Here is a 16,702-nt window from a genome sequence, read left to right as displayed (position 1 = left end):
GCCGAGGAAGCAGTTGAAAATGCGGTTAATCGCGAGTTAACTTCAGGAAGTTGAAGATATCAACTTCAATTACACCGAATGCACTGATCCACAGCAACGCATCGTAAGCATCCAGCCATTCTGACTGCATCAGCCAAGCCACGACCATACCGATCAAGCCAATAAATACCAGCACGGTGACCAACCAAAACGCCTGCCGGTGCCGCTCCACCAAAGCCGGCCAGCGCACTTCCAACTCGAGCAACACGATCAATCCAAACCAAAGCAAGGAGTTGACCACATCCAGCCATTCGTTATCGCGGACGTAGCTGCCGAACACCAGCGCAATCACCACAATCAATACATTACGCACTGCGTGCAAGGTACGCTCGTTGAATGGCGCGGCCTTGACGGTTTCCAGCTCGAACATCACCAACAATATCACCCAGGTCAGCGCATCAACCGCCGTGGTCAGCGTATCGACCGCTGCGTATATGCCGATATTCAACGTCAACAAGGCCAGTATCGCCAGTTTGTATTTGGGGTAGGTAAGAAAAAACTCGGCGTTGGGCATAACGGTAAGATGAATTGAGTCGAACGCCAAACTACTCATGGCAAAGGTTCGACGGAAAAGACATGAACCAAGACGACGTCAGGCTGGCGCCGTCATGACCAACAGGAATTATTTAACGAAACAGGCTTTTTCCGCCTCGGCATCAGCGTCTTTCAGCTTGGTGCGCAAATCCTTCGATTGTTTGGGATCGCGAAACGCCGCGCCGGCTTCGCCTGGGGTTTTTTGCATCTGGGTAAAGGTTTTGGCCGATTCGTATTCCTCAAAACTGAGTTTTTCGGCGATTTTGTCGATTTTGCAACCGCAAGCGTATTGGCTGATATAGGTTAGGCCGCCATGTTTGGCCACACATTCCAGCACGTATTCGACGCGGTCGCGGGTGGGATAATCATTGACCAGTGCCGCAGGCTCGCCGGCAGCGGCGTCCGGTTTTGAATTTTCCTGGGTAGCGGCGCAACCGCTTAACAGCGTGATAACAGCGAGAGTAGCGAAGAATGATTTTGTCATGGTGCTCGTTTTTTCGTTATAGGGATATTAAATTATTGCTCGGCGGCGAAGTCGACAATCTGTCGTAATTGCGGGTTCATTTCCTTGGCGAATTTATTCAAGACGGGGTTGCCCGTATCTTCCGGTAACAAATGCGTCCTGACGATGGTTTTACCTTCGAATTGATAGGTCACCACATTGCAGGGCATATAGCCTATCGCGTGCGGGGTGATTTCCAGCACTACTTTTGCCAACGTCAGATTGCAAAACTGTACCGTATCGTATTCCGGAAAGTTCGTGGCCCCTCTGTCGCGGATGACCTTCCCCACCCGACTGTGGCCAGTAATGCGAAAGTTATGTTCGGCAATCGCTACTTCCAGTTCGGTCAATACTTCGTCGTAGGGTTTGCTGGTTTCCACCTGGTAATACGTCACTTCTTCGGTATGCACAGACTGCGCGGCACAACTTGCAATCAACGGCAGGCTTGCGAAAATGACGACTCTTTTAAACATCGGCAAAGCTTACCATCATGAACGGGCAAAACAAAGTGAGCGGCGTAGTGCTGGCGGGCGGTATGGCTCGGCGCATGCAGGGCCAGGACAAGGGCTTGTTGATATGCCATAACCGGCCCTTGGTGAGTTATGCGCTGGCCGCCATGAACCCATTAGTCAACGAGTTATTCGTCAGTGCTAATCGCCATCAAGACCAATACCGGCAATTCAATTATCCGGTCATCAGCGATGCCGAACTCAGCTTTGACGGACCGCTGGCCGGCATTCTGGCGGCGATGCAGACCGCTCAGCATCCGATATTACTGGTAGCGCCGTGTGATTCACCGTTGGTTGCAAGCATGCATTTGCAACGCTTGCTCGACGCATTAACAAGCCAGGATGCTGACATCGCCGTGGCATTTGACGGCGAACGCTTACACCCGGTTTTCGCCGCGCTGAAAACCCGCTTGCAAACGGATTTACAGAACTACCTGCATAGTGGTGAGCGCAAGTTACAAGCTTGGTTTCACCGACATTCAATGGTCGAGGTGGATTTCAGCGACTCGCAGCACCTCTTCGTCAATATTAATACGCCGGCGGAATTGTCGGCGGTGGAGCAATCGTTAGCCGAAATCTTGCCTTAATAGCGAGTTGCTATTAGCCGCTCAGTGCACCGCTTTTTCACTGCTGACGATTAACAGCGCTTCTCCCGAGCGATTACCCAAAACCGTAGCATGCATACGCACCGGGATAATTTTCTGATCCTTGGTGATACGTTTGGTCTTAATACTTTTCACGCCGCCGACAAGAATCAATTCCTGAATCAGTTGTTGGGTAATGCCCCTTTCATCGTCAGAGACGATCTCGGCAAACGTCATACTGGCGGCGTCCAAGCTATCCCAGCCGTATAAGATTTCGGCACCTTTATTCCAAGCGGTAATCTTACCTGACACTTCAAACAGGATGATCGCTTCATCGGTGTCCATCACTATCGTGGCCAGCTTTTGCAAACAATTTAAACACTCCTGTTTTTCGACCTGATGCTGGTGAACGTAATCGCGCTCGGTTAACGCGATTAACTCCCTGGCCGAATTCTCGGCCTGGAACATACAAGCCGACGCCGAAACGTGCACCACCTTACCGGATTTGCTCAGCCGCTTGGCCTGAAACGACGGCAAGGTGTTACCCACTTTCAGGTTGCTTAAACCTTGCTTGGCAAAATGCTTTTCGTCGTCCGGAATCAGATTGTAAAAATTCATTCCCAGCGCTTCATGCGCCGACCAGCCATACAGTTTCTCGGCAGCATGATTCCACGTCACGATGGTACCGTCCGGTTCGAGCAAGGTAATCGCATCGTTGGAAAACTGCACAAACTTGGCCAATCTCAGTGTTTCCTGCTCTTCACGCTTATGCAACTCCAATTGCGCGCTTTTCAGCTGATTGATGTCCACAAAAGTCAAAATAACGCCGGCATTCACTTTGGCTGAAACCACGTAGGGAATTACCCGCAATAGATACCAGGTGCCGTTTTCAAGTTGAATTTCCTGATCGAAACAGTTGTGTTGATCGTTGACACCTTTAACGACAGCGATAACATCCAGGTCTTTGATGGTATGCGTCAAGTGATAAAACGGCCGCCCGAGATCGGTTTCCAAAATATGGAATATCGACTGTAGTTTCGGAGTAAATCGCCTAATATCCAGATTCTCGTCTAAAAACAGCGTAGCGATATTGGTACTATTGAATAAGTTATCCAAATCGTTATTCAGTAAGGTCAACTCGACAATTTTGCCCTGGTGTTCGGCATTGACGGTGTAAAGCTCTTCGTTGACCGATTGCAATTCCTCATTCGTACTCTGCAATTCCTCATTACTTGCCAATAATTCTTCGTTGGTGGCTTGCAGTTCCTCGTTGGAGGTTTCTAACTCTTCCACGGTGGCTTGCAGGTTTTCGCGGGTAAACTGTAATTCTTGCTCCAGATCGATGATGCGTTGTTTAGCATCTAAATTGACATCGTAGACCAAGGTTTCCGTTTCGCTAAAACAAGAAGGATCGACCGTCTCCGTGATCATCGCCGCTACTAAGATTTCTTGGCCCTTCTTGCCCGGCAGGGGTTTAAATTGCAGTCTAAACGTCCGTAAACTGTCCTGCTCTCTGACCCGAATATTGGACAACACAATTTCGTTATTCGCTTTTAAGGCTTTTTGGATACCTGTGGAAATGGGTATGGATAAATCTTTTTTAACAATTTTACTGACATTACTCACCAGTTTACCGCTGGGATAACTCAAATAATCTTTAGAATCGCCGAAAATATGGGATATTTCCATATTCTCATTAATTATCATCGTAAACGGCAATACGTCGTTTGATATTGCCCTAATGAACCGGTCCAATACTCTTTCTTCCTGACCACTAAGCGCATTCGAGGAGCGCACCGAACTCGGATACGGCGCGTAAGTCATCAAAGCACTGGGCGAGGCGGTAAAACCCAAGGATTTATATTTGCCTTTGGAACGATATAATTTTGATTTGGCGCTTGCCACATCGAAATACTCACCCATATCGCCTATCGTTTCACTGGTACCCAGCACCAACAAGCCTTCCTTTACCAGAGAAAAGTTGAATAACTCCAATATTTTTTTCTGTAAAACAGGTTGCAAGTAAATCAACACGTTTCGACAGCTGAGAATATGAATATTGGTAAACGGCGGATCTTTAATCAGGTTATGCTGGGCAAACACCACCATTTCCCGAATTTTTTGACTGACCTGAAAATAATCTTCCCGGCGAATAAAGTATTTCGACAGGAGCTTGGGCGGAATATCCGCAATAATACTTTCCGGATATTTACCGTTACTGGCTTTCTCAATGGCTGTTAGATCGACATCGGTCGCAAAAATCTTCACGCGAAAATAATGTCCTGAATACTCCCGATATTCCGATAACAACATCGCCAAGGAATAAGCTTCCTCACCAGTGGAACATGCGGTCACCCAAACTCGCAACTCATCTTCTTGCAATAACTTGACAACTTTTTTTAACCAATGCTCACGAATATCGTCAAATACGTGCTCGTCGCGAAAAAAACTGGTAACCCCTATCAACAACTCCTGAAATAACACTAAAACTTCATGAGGATTTGTTTGCAACAAGTTTAAATACTCGGATATATCTTTTAAGTGATTGATCGATATACGCCGTTCAATGCGTCTAACTACCGTATTGGGTTTATAAAAGGTAAAATCGATTTTGCACTTTTCTCTAAGGATTGAAAAAATCCGCGTGATGTCACTGTCGTCAGACGAGACGATATTTTTTTCCTGTAAGGTGGCATAGGGATGCTTAACAAACGCCAACAACTGACCGGGCATCTTCTCCGGCGGCAAACTAAAATCCGCCAAACCCGTAGCAAAAGCATTTTTGGGCATACCGTCGAATTTGGCGGAATTTTCGTCTTGCACCATCACCATGCCGCCGAATTCTTTGATGGCCCGAATACCACGTGTGCCATCACTGCCGGTGCCGGACAAAATGATACCTACCGCCAGCTCTCTGGCGTCCTCGCTCAAGGAGCGCAAAAATATATCGATCGGCAGATTAATCCCTTTGCTGGGATCTTGCTCGGCCAACAATAGCTGGTTGTGAAACACCGTGACGTTTTTCCGGGGCGGAATCAAGTAAACGGTGTTGCGCTCGATTTTCATACCGTCCTCGATGCGCCTCACCGGCATGGCGGTATGTTTGGACAATAGTTCAGCCATCAAACTTTTATACTGTGGTGACAAATGCTGAATCACCACAAACGACAAACCGCTATTCGCAGGCATATTCTTGAAAAATGCCTCAATCGCTTCCAAGCCTCCGGCCGAAGCACCGATCCCGACAATATACTGCGGCGGCACTTTTACAGTGTTTTGATTATCCATAAAACCATGTTATTTAATATCAATCGTTTAAATCAATAAAGCCTCTGGACAACATTACCCTTCACGCGGCGATAAAAAAAATCAAGCCTTATTTGCGTCGGTGATCACGTCGCTAATATTTGTGATAGTCACGACTAATTTACGCGCTTTCAAATCAAACGATTCGCCTGCCGTATCACTGCCGTCATCCGCATTACCTTTGATTAGAGCAGGGAAAGCAAAATTCTTATCCCCTTGCAAACGCAACTGTAAACTTTTATGGGTTGGCGCTTTGAAAAAAGCGTCAAAACGGTGAATAAATATATTCTTGTCTTCTTCGAAAATTAGCTTGGAAAAATGCGTTTTCTGTAATTTACTGGCTTTATAGCCCAACATATCTGCAAAGGTATGATTCGCTTGTTCTATGAAGCCTTGATAATCTAGGGTTATAATACCCACTGGAACACAATGGTAGGTAAAGTTTAACTTATTGTTTAAACGGGACAATTCAAACTGCGCTTTTTGCAGCTCTTCATTCTGCATTTGCAATTCAATTTGGTAAACTTGTAAATCATAAAATAAACGCTGAATTTCTTCCGGCGTAATACTACTGATTTCTTGCGGCGTGAAATCTATAATTTTCTCCGCCATTTCTTTTAATTTAGCAGCATGAGAATCTAATGTCATAACAGTATTTCCTTATTAATTTATATTTATTTTTTGAAAACCTTAGCGGAAAATTCTAGTTCCCACTATTTCTACTCCCTATCGATTCGTCCACTTCTATCCTCTTCGGATTTTACCGATACCTTACCTGCAACTTATTGAATTAAAAACTGACGCAGCGCCCAGCACTGGGATTGTAATACAGAACAAGATACTCGAGCGTTTGCTGCGTAGTGTTTGCCTGCCTTAATACCCCTACTTTTTACTTGAACATTTATTTCAAGCGGTGAATTTTTTAGTTCCCGAATAAACAGATATCCGCGCAAATAAACCACCGCCTTTTCGGATCAAACACAAGCAAACGCAGCGTAGTTTTCCGCAAAATATCAGCACTGGCAAACACTACAATTAGTGGCGTTAATATCCTACCGATCAAAGGTTGTGTCATTTACGCCGCATTATGCTAACGTAAATTTTTTTTTGCTTGGAACCACGATGAAACGATCCACTCTCGCCATCATTCTGACATGCTGTTCGTCGGGTATTTTTGTCCCATCAGCCTTTGCAATCACTACGCCGGCAGATCAGGATAAATTGCGCATTCATACCAGCATGCCTCGAAGAACCAGCGATTCGCTGTTTTCATACACGGCGGAATGGCGTATCGACGATGGGGAGCTATATCGCTCTACCGGCTTGAGCTTTCTGAATGCACACAAGTTTGATGATCCGACACAGGCTCACGCGGTCACCAAAAAACTACTTACATCAATGAAAGACGGCATGATTCAGCTCGATCCGAATTGGCGCGGCATCACTATTACCCAACCGCCGGAACAAGCAGAATTAATCATCGCCAACAAAACCGGCTATTCGTTGACCACGGTAACGGTTAGAGATTACAGCAACCAAGGCTTGCGTTTCGATCTTGCCGATAAACACTTCAACGCCAACGGCGTGCAAGTGGCTTTTGATTTGGTGTTCAGCGCGGATGTCGAATATCTGGACGGCTTTTCCTCGAAAAAAGCCCTCACCGCCTCACAAGGCGAAATCGAGATTAAGATAGACGACCAAAAACCGATTCATATCAAAACCGACGGTAAAACCACTCGCGAACTCGAGCAAGAAATCGCCAAACAGTTGAGTGTCTCTCACCTTGCTGAAACACCGCTTTATCCTGGCATGGTCAGCAACGATACCCGCAACAACAAACCGTTCGATGGCAGCGAAGTGCAATTTTTAAATCTTGCCGCCAAATCGATTGCCATTGACATTACCGACCCCGCCTTGGGCGTACTCGCCAAGTTCAAATTCAAAGACGAAAATCATTCGGTGAAGGTCGTGGAACCGCGTTTCATGCTTGGCGCGTTGGCCTTGACGGTACTTTTAGCCATTGTCTATTTTCGGCGCAAAAACCAACAGAAATCGATATAGCAGTTCTAATCTCCGGGTGGCCGCCAGCGCGCGCGGCCACCCGGCCTAACGTTTAAATCAATGCCCGGAATGTTCAGGCTGCTTATCCGTGACGCTGGTTCGACGCAAAATGTAGCGATCAGCAAGTTTGCCGGTGAACCGGTTGCCGTTACCATCCAACTGAATCAACGCATCTTTTTCAACCAGATATTGCTGGGAAGTTGCGCCATTCTTTGGCGTCAAAACCAGAGTGTTGGCTTTTTCGCCAGGGGCAAACTTACCCTTTTCAGTAAACTCCCTTTCCGATTTCCCCAAAAATTGGGTCATCAGCAGATAACTGCCGTTTTTGTTCAAAGCCAGCGTGGTTTTCACGCCGATGCAGTCGGCACAGGGGGTTAGGCCATTATAAATCCCCGGCCAATCCATACTCTTGTGTTCGTGATGAGCATCCTTGTCGTCAGTCCCCGCCGTTTCGGCAAGCACTGGATTAAAAGCAGAAAAAGCAGCCATCACCAGAAAAATGACCAGATTTTTTTTTAATTTTGATCTAACTGTCCGCATATTTGCTCCTGAGCAAACCGTCGCTAATAATAATTTTTTGAGTACGTACCACGCTGGAAATCCTTTGTGCGCCGGAGTTCATTCACGACAAGTCTGGCTAAGGAAAAATCTGCAGTAGACACCCCATGCCCACCGTTTGATTTCTATTCATTGACCTAAGCGCATACAGTTGCTCTATTAAAGCCCCGCTTACAAAACCTCAGGATTCCAACTGCCTATTGTGGCATAGCTGCAAAGGATTGACTGATTTCAATCAACAAACATATTTAACGGAAGCAACAAAGCTTTAAAACGGAAATACCGATAGATTCAAACCGATCATCGCGACATTCATTACAAATCCGTAGTTAGCCATGGTTTTGCGGAGTTTCGACTTAAACATCGCCACGGCAGCCAACGCTAAGCCAACCAGATCCATCACGATAAAAGCCACCACTAAGAAGCGTAAGCCATCGCTGTTGGAGACGCCATCCGTAGCGGCATAGATCGGAAATAAAATAAATAACCAGATAACAAAGTTACAAGCTGCCAGCAACAACGCCGCATTAGAAAACCCAAGCAATCGAAATTTCACATGGCGGGGCGGCGTTTCTTGAAATTCGTTGATCGGTTGATTCATTGTGGCTACCACGGGTTAGTGATTCGACAAGGACGCTTGCAAGCAGTTTTTCGGTGTTTCATGCCAGCGGGTCCCGTTAACTTTTTTGGGGCAAACTATCGATTTGCACCAAATAGTGACACGACGACTTCGCCATTACCAGTTTTTTGGCTTTTTGGCTCGCATCAGAGATTTCCAACCACACAGGGTTTTTAAATTTCCCGTCCTCCATGTCTTCCCCGCTCCGGTAAATACCGAGGCCGTTCTCGGCGCGCTTTCAGCCCACCCTCCTCTAACAATTAGTACCGCTGATTTATTGCTTTCGGTTAGCCCGGCGCTAAAGGTATGATTACCCTAGCAATCAGATGGTAAAGTCATCAGTAAGAATGACAAAGCCCCTGCTGTTCATGCCGTTGGTTGCCAACCTAATTCCTATCAAAACGCATACAAGAAGGAAGGATATGAACAATCTCTCAGAAGAAGAACGTCAAAAAATTTTGCAAAGCTCACCGGTCGGCACCTGGGCATTGATGTTGATAGTCGGCGGCGGCATGGTCGTAGCCTGGCTGTTGATGTATTACGGCATCTTTTTGCCTCGCGGCCATATTGGTTAAGGGGGAGACATGCATATCGATAAACTGGAAAAAAACTGGGCCGGTATCTCGTTAGGGATAGCCGGCCTGTTTGTGACCGTCATTTTAGGGTCGGCGTTTTTTCACGGCATTCACGCGCCGAGTAACGTCGAAACCATAGACTCCGCCAAACTGCATCTTTCTGCGGAATTTGCCGAGGATAAACTCGGCGTACAACATAATGCTAACGGTAGCGTCACCGTGCGCATGGTAGCCGGCCGCTACGGCTTTTATCCGAAAGAACTCACCCTGCCCGCCGAAACCGAAATCACTTTTCGCTGGGTGAGTCTGGATGTAATTCATGGCGTGCATATGCCGATGACCAATATGAGCACGATGATTGTGCCCGGCTACGTTGCGCAGGTAAGCACCGCCTTTCATCACGCCGGCGAGTATCCAGTGCTGTGCAACGAATATTGCGGCATGGGCCACGCGCATATGTGGAGCAACATCAAAGTGGTGAGCAAGGCGCAATGGGAAGCACTCAACAAACAAGGGGGAGCAAATCATGGATAACGCAGCGGAAAAAAAATTGGCGCTGACCCATTTCTGGGTAGCGTTTGGCTCGTTCGGGCTGGCGGCAGTGATGGGCCTGTATCAGGTCATCGAGCGTAGCGGCTTCTTCGGCTTTCTGGAATCGCGGGAAGTGTATTACGCATCGGTCAGCACCCACGGGGTGTTGATGGGCTTTGTCCTCACCACATTTTTTATTATGGGCTTTGGCTACTATGTGGCCAACACCACCCTAAAACTGCCGGTTTGGAATAAGACTTTTGCCTGGACCGGCTTCGGCGTGGCATTGACCGGCGTAGTCTTGGCGGCATTACCGTTGCTGCTGGGCCAAGCTTCGGTGCTGTTTACCTTTTATCCGCCATTGATGGCGCATCCGCTGTTTTACATCGGCGCCACGCTGCTGGTCGTCGGCTCCTGGTTTTGGTGCGTGTCGATGATTGTCATGTACATGCAATGGAAAAAGGCTAATCCGGAGCAACCGGTGCCGCTGGCTATGTTCGCCACCACCGCCAATGCAATCCTCTGGCTGTGGACCAGCGCCGGGGTTGCGGCTGAAGTCTTGTTCCAACTGATACCTTGGGCCTTGGGCTGGATCGATACGATCGATGCCGGCTTGGCGCGCACGCTGTTCGCCTGGACTCTGCATCCCATCGTTTATTTCTGGCTGATCCCGACCTACACCGCGTTTTATACCTTGGTACCCAAGCAAGCCGGCGGCTTTTTGTTTAGCGATGAGATGGCCAGAGCGGCGTTCATTCTATTAGTGGTATTCAGCTTGCCTATCGGCTTTCACCATTTGTACATGGACCCGGAACAAGGCCACGGCTGGAAAATTCTGCATGCGATTGGTACCTTTGTCGTCACCTTGCCAACCTTCATCACCGGTTTTACCGTGATTGCCTCACTGGAAATCGCCGGTCGTTTGAACGGCGGCAAGGGCTTGTTCGGCTGGATTGCCGCCCTGCCCTGGAATAATCCCATGGTATTGGCCATCATTCTGGGCTTGTTGATGCTGATCTTCGGCGGCTTCGGCGGCTTGGTTAATGCCAGCTACGCGATGAACGCGATGGTGCACAACACCGCCTGGATTTCCGGACACTTCCATCTGATCTTCGGCGGCACCACTATCATCATGTACTTTGGCATTGCCTATTACTTCTGGCCGATTTTGACTGGCAAGCCGCTGTTCTGCCCGTCCATGGCCATTGCCCAGCTTTGGAGCTGGTTCATCGGCATGATTATCATGACCACACCTTGGCACATCTTGGGCTTGCTAGGCCAGCCACGCCGCATCGATAGCGTCAATTACAACAATCTGTTGACGATTTCCTGGGAACCCTACGAGGTCACGATGATTTTCGGCGGTTTGATCCTGGTCGTTTCGGCCGGCATGCTGGTTTACAACCTGTATAAAACCCATCTCGGCAGCGAAAGTTATCAGGGTGAAGTGGAATACGCCGAGCCGATTCACGCGGTCAGTAATCTGCCCGGCTATCTAAACAACTTCACCTTATGGAATATCGTGATCGGCGTGTTCATGCTGATCGCGTTCGGCTATCCGATCCTGCAATTCTTCTTGATGGAAACCTTTGGTTCAGGCAGATGGGGGGTCTGATCATGAAAAAACTCATTCTAAGCGCAGCATTATTGTTGCCCAGCGCGGCTTTTGCCCAGCCTTCCTCACAAGTCGCCTGGACTGCCGAACAGTTAAATTTCGTGAAAGCCGGCAACCCGCAAAAAGGCGAAGAACTAGCCAAGGCTTGCAGCGCCTGTCACGGCGAAAAAGGCATCAGTATCTCGGCGGCGTTCCCGTCGCTAGCCGGGCAATTGCCGACCTATTTGTACAAGCAATTGCAGGATTATGCCGACGGTAGCCGGGATAACGCGATGATGTCGGGCTTGGCCAAAACCCTGAGTAACCAGGACGCCGCCGATTTGGCGGCATGGTTCGGCTCGCAACCGCCAGCCTTCCAATCGAAAACAGTAATGGTCTATGAAAAAGCCGAAGCCTTGGTTAAAAACGGCAGCCGTGAGCGGGTGTTACCACCTTGCGAAGTCTGCCATGGCGGCGACGGCAAGGGGCAAGCCGTCGATATTCCGGCCATCTCCGGCCAAAATGCAGATTACATCTCGGCCACACTGCATGCGTTTAAGGAAGGCTCTCGTCACAACGACATCTACAGCCGGATGCGCATCATCGCGCAAACCCTGACTGATGAAGAAATCAGCGAACTGGGTTATTACTACCAAAATATCAAAAACTAGTAACATGCTTGGCACGGGAGGCAAGGCTTTTGCCTCCCGTTTGAAACCTTGCGCTAAGCGATACCCTGCTCAATAACCCGGAAAACATCTATGTCTGATCGCAACCAAACACCTGTTAAATATGCGTACAAAGGCGCCAATCTGATCAGCTTCGGCCTCTCGATCAAATTGCTGTTCACCGGTTATCTAACGACGATAGCCGCCGGTTATTTAATGGCCTTAATCCAGATTTTGTTTACCCACGGCATGGCCGACGGCAAATTCGGTTTGTCGATGGACGATATTGTTTACAGCTACTATGGCGACCGCTCCGGTTCGGTGTTGGAATCCAAATTGAATGGATCGATGAAATACAACGCACCGGAACAGGAGCGTTTCAAAATCATTCAATGGGTCAGGGATGGCGGTGACGAAGCGGTTTATAACAAGGACATCAAACCCATCGTCGAGCAATTTTGCATAGGCTGTCATAGCGCCAATGCCGGTTCGTTGCCGGATTTCACCAAGTTCGAAAACTTAAAAAAGCTGACCGAATCAAACGAAGGCGCAACCTTTCAATCACTGACCCGCCTGTCGCATATCCATTTGTTTGGGATCAGTTTTATTTTTATGTTTGTCGGCATCATTTTCAGTTTTAGTACCGGTGTGCCTTGCAAATATAAATACCCCGCCATCGTGATGCCTTATTTGTTTCTACTGATTGACATCGCCTCGTGGTGGCTGACTAAACTCAATCCCCACTTCGCCTTGTTGGTGATTGTCGCCGGGGCCGGCTTGGGCGTTTCCTTTGCCTTTATGTGGACCGTGTCCATGTATCAAATGTGGATACTGGGCGGCATTCTGAAGCAATCCGACCGCCGCAACGCGATATTGCGCGATTGACTGCTGAGTTGATTGGTGGGGCGCCGGCAAATTTTTAGGCGCCCACTTGGCGATGACAGGCGGCGAATTTAATCGGTAAGTTGTTCCGCAGTGGCTAGAATTTTCGCTAAATCGTCATTCTGGCTGTCGAGTATTTCCAGACAAACCGCCTCATCCAACCCCAGCAAGTCCGGCACTTCCTCCGGACACACCTGGTTCGATGCGTCGCCTATGCCTAAACGTCCCAACAGGCAATCGCTGTAAAACGTCAGCAGATTCAGTTGGTGGTTTTCGCCGCGATAGAAGGGGTTGTGATGGTGATAGACAATATCGGTAATCATGCGCGGCATCGACCACACATTCATCAGCCAGGCGCCGATTTCGGCATGATTCAGCCCGAAGGCAAAAGTTTCCAGATTGAAAATCGCCAGACTGGGATTGGCGGTGATCAAGCCACTCAAATAACTGAATTCGTCAGGAAAACGATGCCCCAGTAACGGGAAACCAATATTGTGCATCAAGCCTGATAAAAACAAGGCTTGCGGCTCAGGTCGCGTAGCGGCCGGCATAACAGCGGCCAACTGCGCCATCAAGCGGGTGCTGGCCAAGGCATGGGTCCAGAACATCCGCGTACCTATCTGCCCTTCCTTTGGCGATTTCAACGGTGCCAGCACCGCCAAACCCAAAGCCAAATCCAATACAAAATCAAACCCCAAAACACGAGTAATCGCATCATGTACCGTCGTGATCTGGCCGCGATAACCGTAGAGCGCCGAACTGGCCCAACGGGTAATTTGCGCTGTCAATAAAGGGTCGAGTTCGATGATGTCGGCTAATTTGCGCGCATCCGCGCTGGGATCGGCGATCAGATTCAATATGCGCAGCGCGCTGCCGGGCAAAGGCGGCAGCGCTTTAATCTGGGCGATAGTCTCGCGCATGTCGCGCGGCGGGGTCAAACCGTTGCGTTGCCGGCTGCCAACGTTATCAAGCGTCCAGTTTATCAGGTTGGATTCCATCATTGCCCCGCCACTTAATTTAGATTGAGTCGGTTAAGTTTACGGTACAGCGTTCGTTCACTGATATTCATTTCCGCCGCTATCAACTTGCGATTCCCCTGATACTTGCTGATCAAACTATTGATAAACTCCGCCTCGAATTGCGCCATGCTGTTAATTGGCGGGGAATATGCATCGGCACTTGCCTCACTGGCGGCGGCCGGCTCCCCTACTGCTTGGCGCTGCATAAAATGTATGTCGGCTTCTTGAATGCTTTTATCCTGACACAAGCCGGCCGCCAATTGCAGACAGTTTCTCAGCTCGCGAATATTGCCGGGCCAAGCGTATTGGATAAGCTTGATTAAGGCCGATTGCGTCATTGTATAGCCGCTATCGGCCTCGGTGTTTAACTGCGCTAAAAAATGATCGATCAATAAGGGCAAGTCCTGTCTACGCTGCCTCAGTGGCGGCACTTCGACCGGAAACACCGATAAACGGTAGAACAAATCTTCGCGAAACCGACCGGCTTTGACCATGTCCGCTAAATTTCTATGCGTAGCACATACCACTCTGACATTGGCTTTTTGCATCGCCGTGCCGCCTACCCGCCGAAATTGGCCGCTTTCCAGGGCGCGCAGCAGTTTGGGCTGTTGCGACAGCGGCAAATCGCCAATCTCGTCGAAGAACAGGGTGCCATTGTTAGCTAATTCGAATAAACCTTTTTTTGCAGATGTCGCGCCGGTAAACGCACCCTTTTCATGCCCGAACAATTCGCTTTCAAATAACTCTTCGCCCAGAATCGTACAATCGACAATCACAAAATTGCCATCCGCCTGCCGGGAATGGCTATGCACAAATTCCGCCGCCAATTCCTTACCGGTGCCGGTCTCACCCAGCAATAATACCGGTGCTTGCGTATCCGCCGCCTGTTGCAGCCGAGTTTTGTATTGTGCAAACGCCGTCGACTTACCGATCATGGCCGGTGCCTCGTTGCCTTTTGCCGCGGATCTTTTCAACACGGTTAGCGTTTCGCCTAAATACAATGTGGCATCGGCATCCAGCAACGGAAAACCGCGCGCACTGAAAGAACGCTGGGAACTGGCATCGTTGGTGTCGGCAAAAATACCGGCGTAGGCTTCCAGAGTTTGAAATAAGCGCTGATGGCGGCAATTGCGGTTATCGACGCAGCACGGTTGGCCGACCAAATTCTGCCGCATGACGCCAAAACTCTGTTCCCAAGCGCGATTCACTGCCACGATGCGTAAATCGGCGCCGATGATGATCAGCGGCAGATCATGAGTTTCCAGCAACGATTCCAGCGTAAAGGCACTGTGCGGCATAAATTCCTATCAATGTTTTCGGTGTTGTTAGCGCGTTAAAGGCCATTTAAACCCTTCGGCCCTTGGCATCAATGTTGCGCAATACCGCTAAGCATAACTCATTCATCACCAGGGAACACCTATCAAAGTTGGTCAACTGCCGTTATGAATACGCCTATGTTTTAACCCTAGGGCAAGCGAAGCAGCATAACTATAGACTCAGATGCGCCTACTGGGTGGGTCATCAAAACCGCGATGGCGAGAATAGGCGTCTCATTCATCCCTCAACGATAAGTGTGCCGGTATGCGAGCCACTGCTAATGACCGCAATCCAGTGAAAAAAGGGAGGTTAAGAATTTCAGGAAAATGCAAAAGATGATGGGCAACAACGATATGACAATCGTTGGCATACTGCAGCGTCGGGGCTTACTAACCAAACGGGGCCGGCAATCGGCCCCGTAAAGTTTTTTTTGACTGGAGCGCCTATTTACATCTGCGATTGCAGATAGTTTTGAATGCCGACTTTTTCGATCAGGTCCATCTGGGTTTCCAACCAATCGACATGCTCTTCTTCGCTTTCCAGAATGTGTTCGAACAATTCCCTGCTGACGTAGTCGTTGATGCTTTCACAATAAGCTATCGCCTCTTTCAACAAAGGCAAGGCCAGATGTTCCAATTTAAGGTCGCATTCCAGCATTTCCTTGGGGTTCTCGCCTATCATCAAACGGCCGAGACTTTGCAGATTGGGCAATCCTTCCAGAAACAAAATCCTTTCGATCAACTTATCGGCGTGTTTCATTTCGTCGATCGATTCGTGATATTCCTTTTCATTCAGCTTTTGAAAGCCCCAATTTTTGAACATCCGGGCATGCAAAAAATATTGATTGATGGCAGTTAATTCGTTTTCCAGTGCCTTATTTAAAAATTCGATTACTTTTTTATCGCCTTGCATGTCAAATCTCCTGGGTTTTTATGATTAGTTGGGCGTCATTCGCAGCCTGCAATAGCCGACATGCATTTTTTCTATCCAAAATTTGCGCAATGTCCTTGTTACATTTACCGCAATCGCCCCCGACGCCGAAACATTGCACCAACTGTTTCCGCGAACATAAGCCGCTGTCTATGGCAGCATCGAGCTGACTGTCGGTGACGGCTTTGCAAAGACACACGTACATGGGCTACGCCACCCGCCTGCGCTGAACTTGCGCCGGATCGGCGGTGATTTTACGATAAATCTCCACGCGGTCCCCTTCCTTAACCGATGCATCCAATTTGGCCAGTTTACCGAAAATCCCGACCTTTTGGCTCTCCAGATCGATCTCGGGATATTGCGTCAACACGCCGGACAATTCAATCACTTCGGCGATGGTACTGCCCTCCGGCACTTCCAGCCGCAACCAGAGTTGCCTGTCCGCCTGCGCATAACATACACCCACATTCATAG

The 16,702-nt window shown here is 48.7% G+C and carries 19 protein-coding genes; 7 read left to right on the top strand and 12 right to left on the bottom strand.

What is annotated here, in order from left to right; genetic code table 11:
- Positions 1–25 precede the first annotated feature (25 nt).
- From QLH52_RS21190 to QLH52_RS21180, 3 genes are all read right to left on the bottom strand, one after another.
- Positions 26–592, bottom strand: a complete 567-nt coding sequence (locus tag QLH52_RS21190; RefSeq protein WP_319962863.1) for a hypothetical protein — start codon at positions 590–592, stop codon at positions 26–28.
- Between the two features lie 69 nt (positions 593–661).
- Positions 662–1,057, bottom strand: a complete 396-nt coding sequence (locus tag QLH52_RS21185; RefSeq protein WP_319962862.1) for a hypothetical protein — start codon at positions 1,055–1,057, stop codon at positions 662–664.
- Between the two features lie 32 nt (positions 1,058–1,089).
- Positions 1,090–1,548, bottom strand: coding sequence for a DUF302 domain-containing protein (locus QLH52_RS21180; protein WP_319962861.1), 459 nt, complete (start codon positions 1,546–1,548; stop codon positions 1,090–1,092).
- Between the two features lie 17 nt (positions 1,549–1,565).
- Here QLH52_RS21180 and mobA point away from each other — a divergent pair, with 17 nt between their 5' ends.
- Complete coding sequence (mobA, locus tag QLH52_RS21175) at positions 1,566–2,171, top strand: molybdenum cofactor guanylyltransferase MobA (RefSeq protein ID WP_319962860.1); 606 nt, start codon at positions 1,566–1,568, stop codon at positions 2,169–2,171.
- A gap of 21 nt (positions 2,172–2,192) precedes the next feature.
- Here the strand turns inward: mobA and QLH52_RS21170 are convergent, their stop codons facing one another.
- Together QLH52_RS21170 and QLH52_RS21165 are read right to left on the bottom strand one after the other, a co-directional pair.
- The gene (locus QLH52_RS21170) at positions 2,193–5,456 is read right to left on the bottom strand and encodes a chemotaxis protein CheB (protein ID WP_319962859.1); all 3,264 of its coding nucleotides are present in this window, start codon (positions 5,454–5,456) and stop codon (positions 2,193–2,195) included.
- An 81-nt stretch (positions 5,457–5,537) separates the two neighbouring features.
- Positions 5,538–6,122, bottom strand: coding sequence for a PAS domain-containing protein (locus tag QLH52_RS21165; protein WP_319962858.1), 585 nt, complete (start codon positions 6,120–6,122; stop codon positions 5,538–5,540).
- 474 nt (positions 6,123–6,596) lie between these two features.
- Here QLH52_RS21165 and QLH52_RS21160 point away from each other — a divergent pair, with 474 nt between their 5' ends.
- Positions 6,597–7,535, top strand: a complete 939-nt coding sequence (locus tag QLH52_RS21160) for a hypothetical protein (RefSeq protein WP_319962857.1) — start codon at positions 6,597–6,599, stop codon at positions 7,533–7,535.
- Between the two features lie 57 nt (positions 7,536–7,592).
- Here QLH52_RS21160 and QLH52_RS21155 read toward each other — a convergent pair whose 3' ends face one another.
- On the bottom strand, positions 7,593–8,075 hold the full coding sequence (locus QLH52_RS21155; protein ID WP_319962856.1) for a copper resistance protein NlpE: 483 nt from the start codon (positions 8,073–8,075) through the stop codon (positions 7,593–7,595).
- A gap of 286 nt (positions 8,076–8,361) precedes the next feature.
- The gene (locus QLH52_RS21150; RefSeq protein ID WP_033155638.1) at positions 8,362–8,694 is read right to left on the bottom strand and encodes a hypothetical protein; all 333 of its coding nucleotides are present in this window, start codon (positions 8,692–8,694) and stop codon (positions 8,362–8,364) included.
- 440 nt (positions 8,695–9,134) lie between these two features.
- Between QLH52_RS21150 and QLH52_RS21145 the strand changes: the two genes are divergently transcribed.
- The 5 genes from QLH52_RS21145 to QLH52_RS21125 all read left to right on the top strand — a co-directional run bounded on the left by QLH52_RS21145 (position 9,135) and on the right by QLH52_RS21125 (position 12,965).
- Positions 9,135–9,287 carry a hypothetical protein gene (locus tag QLH52_RS21145; protein WP_051669688.1) on the top strand — a complete coding sequence of 51 codons (153 nt, stop codon included), beginning with the start codon at positions 9,135–9,137 and terminating at the stop codon, positions 9,285–9,287.
- A gap of 9 nt (positions 9,288–9,296) precedes the next feature.
- Positions 9,297–9,821, top strand: a complete 525-nt coding sequence (locus QLH52_RS21140; protein ID WP_033155639.1) for a cupredoxin domain-containing protein — start codon at positions 9,297–9,299, stop codon at positions 9,819–9,821.
- On the top strand, positions 9,814–11,433 hold the full coding sequence (locus tag QLH52_RS21135) for a b(o/a)3-type cytochrome-c oxidase subunit 1 (RefSeq protein ID WP_319962855.1): 1,620 nt from the start codon (positions 9,814–9,816) through the stop codon (positions 11,431–11,433). The genes QLH52_RS21140 and QLH52_RS21135 overlap by 8 nt, the downstream gene beginning before the upstream one ends.
- Before the next feature lie 2 nt (positions 11,434–11,435).
- A complete protein-coding gene (locus tag QLH52_RS21130) occupies positions 11,436–12,083 on the top strand; it encodes a c-type cytochrome (protein ID WP_171696173.1) in 648 nt (215 codons plus the stop codon).
- A 90-nt stretch (positions 12,084–12,173) separates the two neighbouring features.
- Positions 12,174–12,965 carry an elongation factor-1 alpha gene (locus QLH52_RS21125; protein WP_171696174.1) on the top strand — a complete coding sequence of 264 codons (792 nt, stop codon included), beginning with the start codon at positions 12,174–12,176 and terminating at the stop codon, positions 12,963–12,965.
- A gap of 68 nt (positions 12,966–13,033) precedes the next feature.
- Here the strand turns inward: QLH52_RS21125 and QLH52_RS21120 are convergent, their stop codons facing one another.
- The 5 genes from QLH52_RS21120 to QLH52_RS21100 all read right to left on the bottom strand — a co-directional run bounded on the left by QLH52_RS21120 (position 13,034) and on the right by QLH52_RS21100 (position 16,700).
- Complete coding sequence (locus QLH52_RS21120) at positions 13,034–13,963, bottom strand: HDOD domain-containing protein (RefSeq protein WP_084153217.1); 930 nt, start codon at positions 13,961–13,963, stop codon at positions 13,034–13,036.
- A gap of 11 nt (positions 13,964–13,974) precedes the next feature.
- Positions 13,975–15,279: a sigma-54 interaction domain-containing protein gene (locus QLH52_RS21115; RefSeq protein ID WP_319962854.1), complete on the bottom strand. Its 1,305-nt coding sequence runs from the start codon at positions 15,277–15,279 to the stop codon at positions 13,975–13,977.
- A gap of 466 nt (positions 15,280–15,745) precedes the next feature.
- A complete protein-coding gene (bfr, locus tag QLH52_RS21110) occupies positions 15,746–16,210 on the bottom strand; it encodes a bacterioferritin (RefSeq protein ID WP_033155643.1) in 465 nt (154 codons plus the stop codon).
- 1 nt (position 16,211) lies between these two features.
- Positions 16,212–16,433 carry a (2Fe-2S)-binding protein gene (locus QLH52_RS21105; RefSeq protein WP_033155644.1) on the bottom strand — a complete coding sequence of 74 codons (222 nt, stop codon included), beginning with the start codon at positions 16,431–16,433 and terminating at the stop codon, positions 16,212–16,214.
- A gap of 3 nt (positions 16,434–16,436) precedes the next feature.
- Positions 16,437–16,700, bottom strand: coding sequence for an RnfH family protein (locus QLH52_RS21100; protein ID WP_171694546.1), 264 nt, complete (start codon positions 16,698–16,700; stop codon positions 16,437–16,439).
- Positions 16,701–16,702 lie beyond the last annotated feature (2 nt).

The organism is Methylomonas defluvii (assembly GCF_033949435.1).
GTDB classification, from domain to species: Bacteria; Pseudomonadota; Gammaproteobacteria; order Methylococcales; family Methylomonadaceae; genus Methylomonas; species Methylomonas defluvii.
The sequence above is the reverse complement of the archived record's forward strand: the minus strand, read 5'-3'. Positions and strand labels throughout refer to the sequence as shown.

Coding starts and splice junctions, on each gene's coding strand:
- QLH52_RS21190 (WP_319962863.1), bottom strand. CDS start 592: ATGAGTAGTTTGGCGTTCGACTCAATTCATCTTACCGTTATGCCCAAC.
- QLH52_RS21185 (WP_319962862.1), bottom strand. CDS start 1,057: ATGACAAAATCATTCTTCGCTACTCTCGCTGTTATCACGCTGTTAAGC.
- QLH52_RS21180 (WP_319962861.1), bottom strand. CDS start 1,548: ATGTTTAAAAGAGTCGTCATTTTCGCAAGCCTGCCGTTGATTGCAAGT.
- mobA (WP_319962860.1), top strand. CDS start 1,566: ATGAACGGGCAAAACAAAGTGAGCGGCGTAGTGCTGGCGGGCGGTATG.
- QLH52_RS21170 (WP_319962859.1), bottom strand. CDS start 5,456: ATGGATAATCAAAACACTGTAAAAGTGCCGCCGCAGTATATTGTCGGG.
- QLH52_RS21165 (WP_319962858.1), bottom strand. CDS start 6,122: ATGACATTAGATTCTCATGCTGCTAAATTAAAAGAAATGGCGGAGAAA.
- QLH52_RS21160 (WP_319962857.1), top strand. CDS start 6,597: ATGAAACGATCCACTCTCGCCATCATTCTGACATGCTGTTCGTCGGGT.
- QLH52_RS21155 (WP_319962856.1), bottom strand. CDS start 8,075: ATGCGGACAGTTAGATCAAAATTAAAAAAAAATCTGGTCATTTTTCTG.
- QLH52_RS21150 (WP_033155638.1), bottom strand. CDS start 8,694: ATGAATCAACCGATCAACGAATTTCAAGAAACGCCGCCCCGCCATGTG.
- QLH52_RS21145 (WP_051669688.1), top strand. CDS start 9,135: ATGAACAATCTCTCAGAAGAAGAACGTCAAAAAATTTTGCAAAGCTCA.
- QLH52_RS21140 (WP_033155639.1), top strand. CDS start 9,297: ATGCATATCGATAAACTGGAAAAAAACTGGGCCGGTATCTCGTTAGGG.
- QLH52_RS21135 (WP_319962855.1), top strand. CDS start 9,814: ATGGATAACGCAGCGGAAAAAAAATTGGCGCTGACCCATTTCTGGGTA.
- QLH52_RS21130 (WP_171696173.1), top strand. CDS start 11,436: ATGAAAAAACTCATTCTAAGCGCAGCATTATTGTTGCCCAGCGCGGCT.
- QLH52_RS21125 (WP_171696174.1), top strand. CDS start 12,174: ATGTCTGATCGCAACCAAACACCTGTTAAATATGCGTACAAAGGCGCC.
- QLH52_RS21120 (WP_084153217.1), bottom strand. CDS start 13,963: ATGATGGAATCCAACCTGATAAACTGGACGCTTGATAACGTTGGCAGC.
- QLH52_RS21115 (WP_319962854.1), bottom strand. CDS start 15,279: ATGCCGCACAGTGCCTTTACGCTGGAATCGTTGCTGGAAACTCATGAT.
- bfr (WP_033155643.1), bottom strand. CDS start 16,210: ATGCAAGGCGATAAAAAAGTAATCGAATTTTTAAATAAGGCACTGGAA.
- QLH52_RS21105 (WP_033155644.1), bottom strand. CDS start 16,433: ATGTACGTGTGTCTTTGCAAAGCCGTCACCGACAGTCAGCTCGATGCT.
- QLH52_RS21100 (WP_171694546.1), bottom strand. CDS start 16,700: ATGAATGTGGGTGTATGTTATGCGCAGGCGGACAGGCAACTCTGGTTG.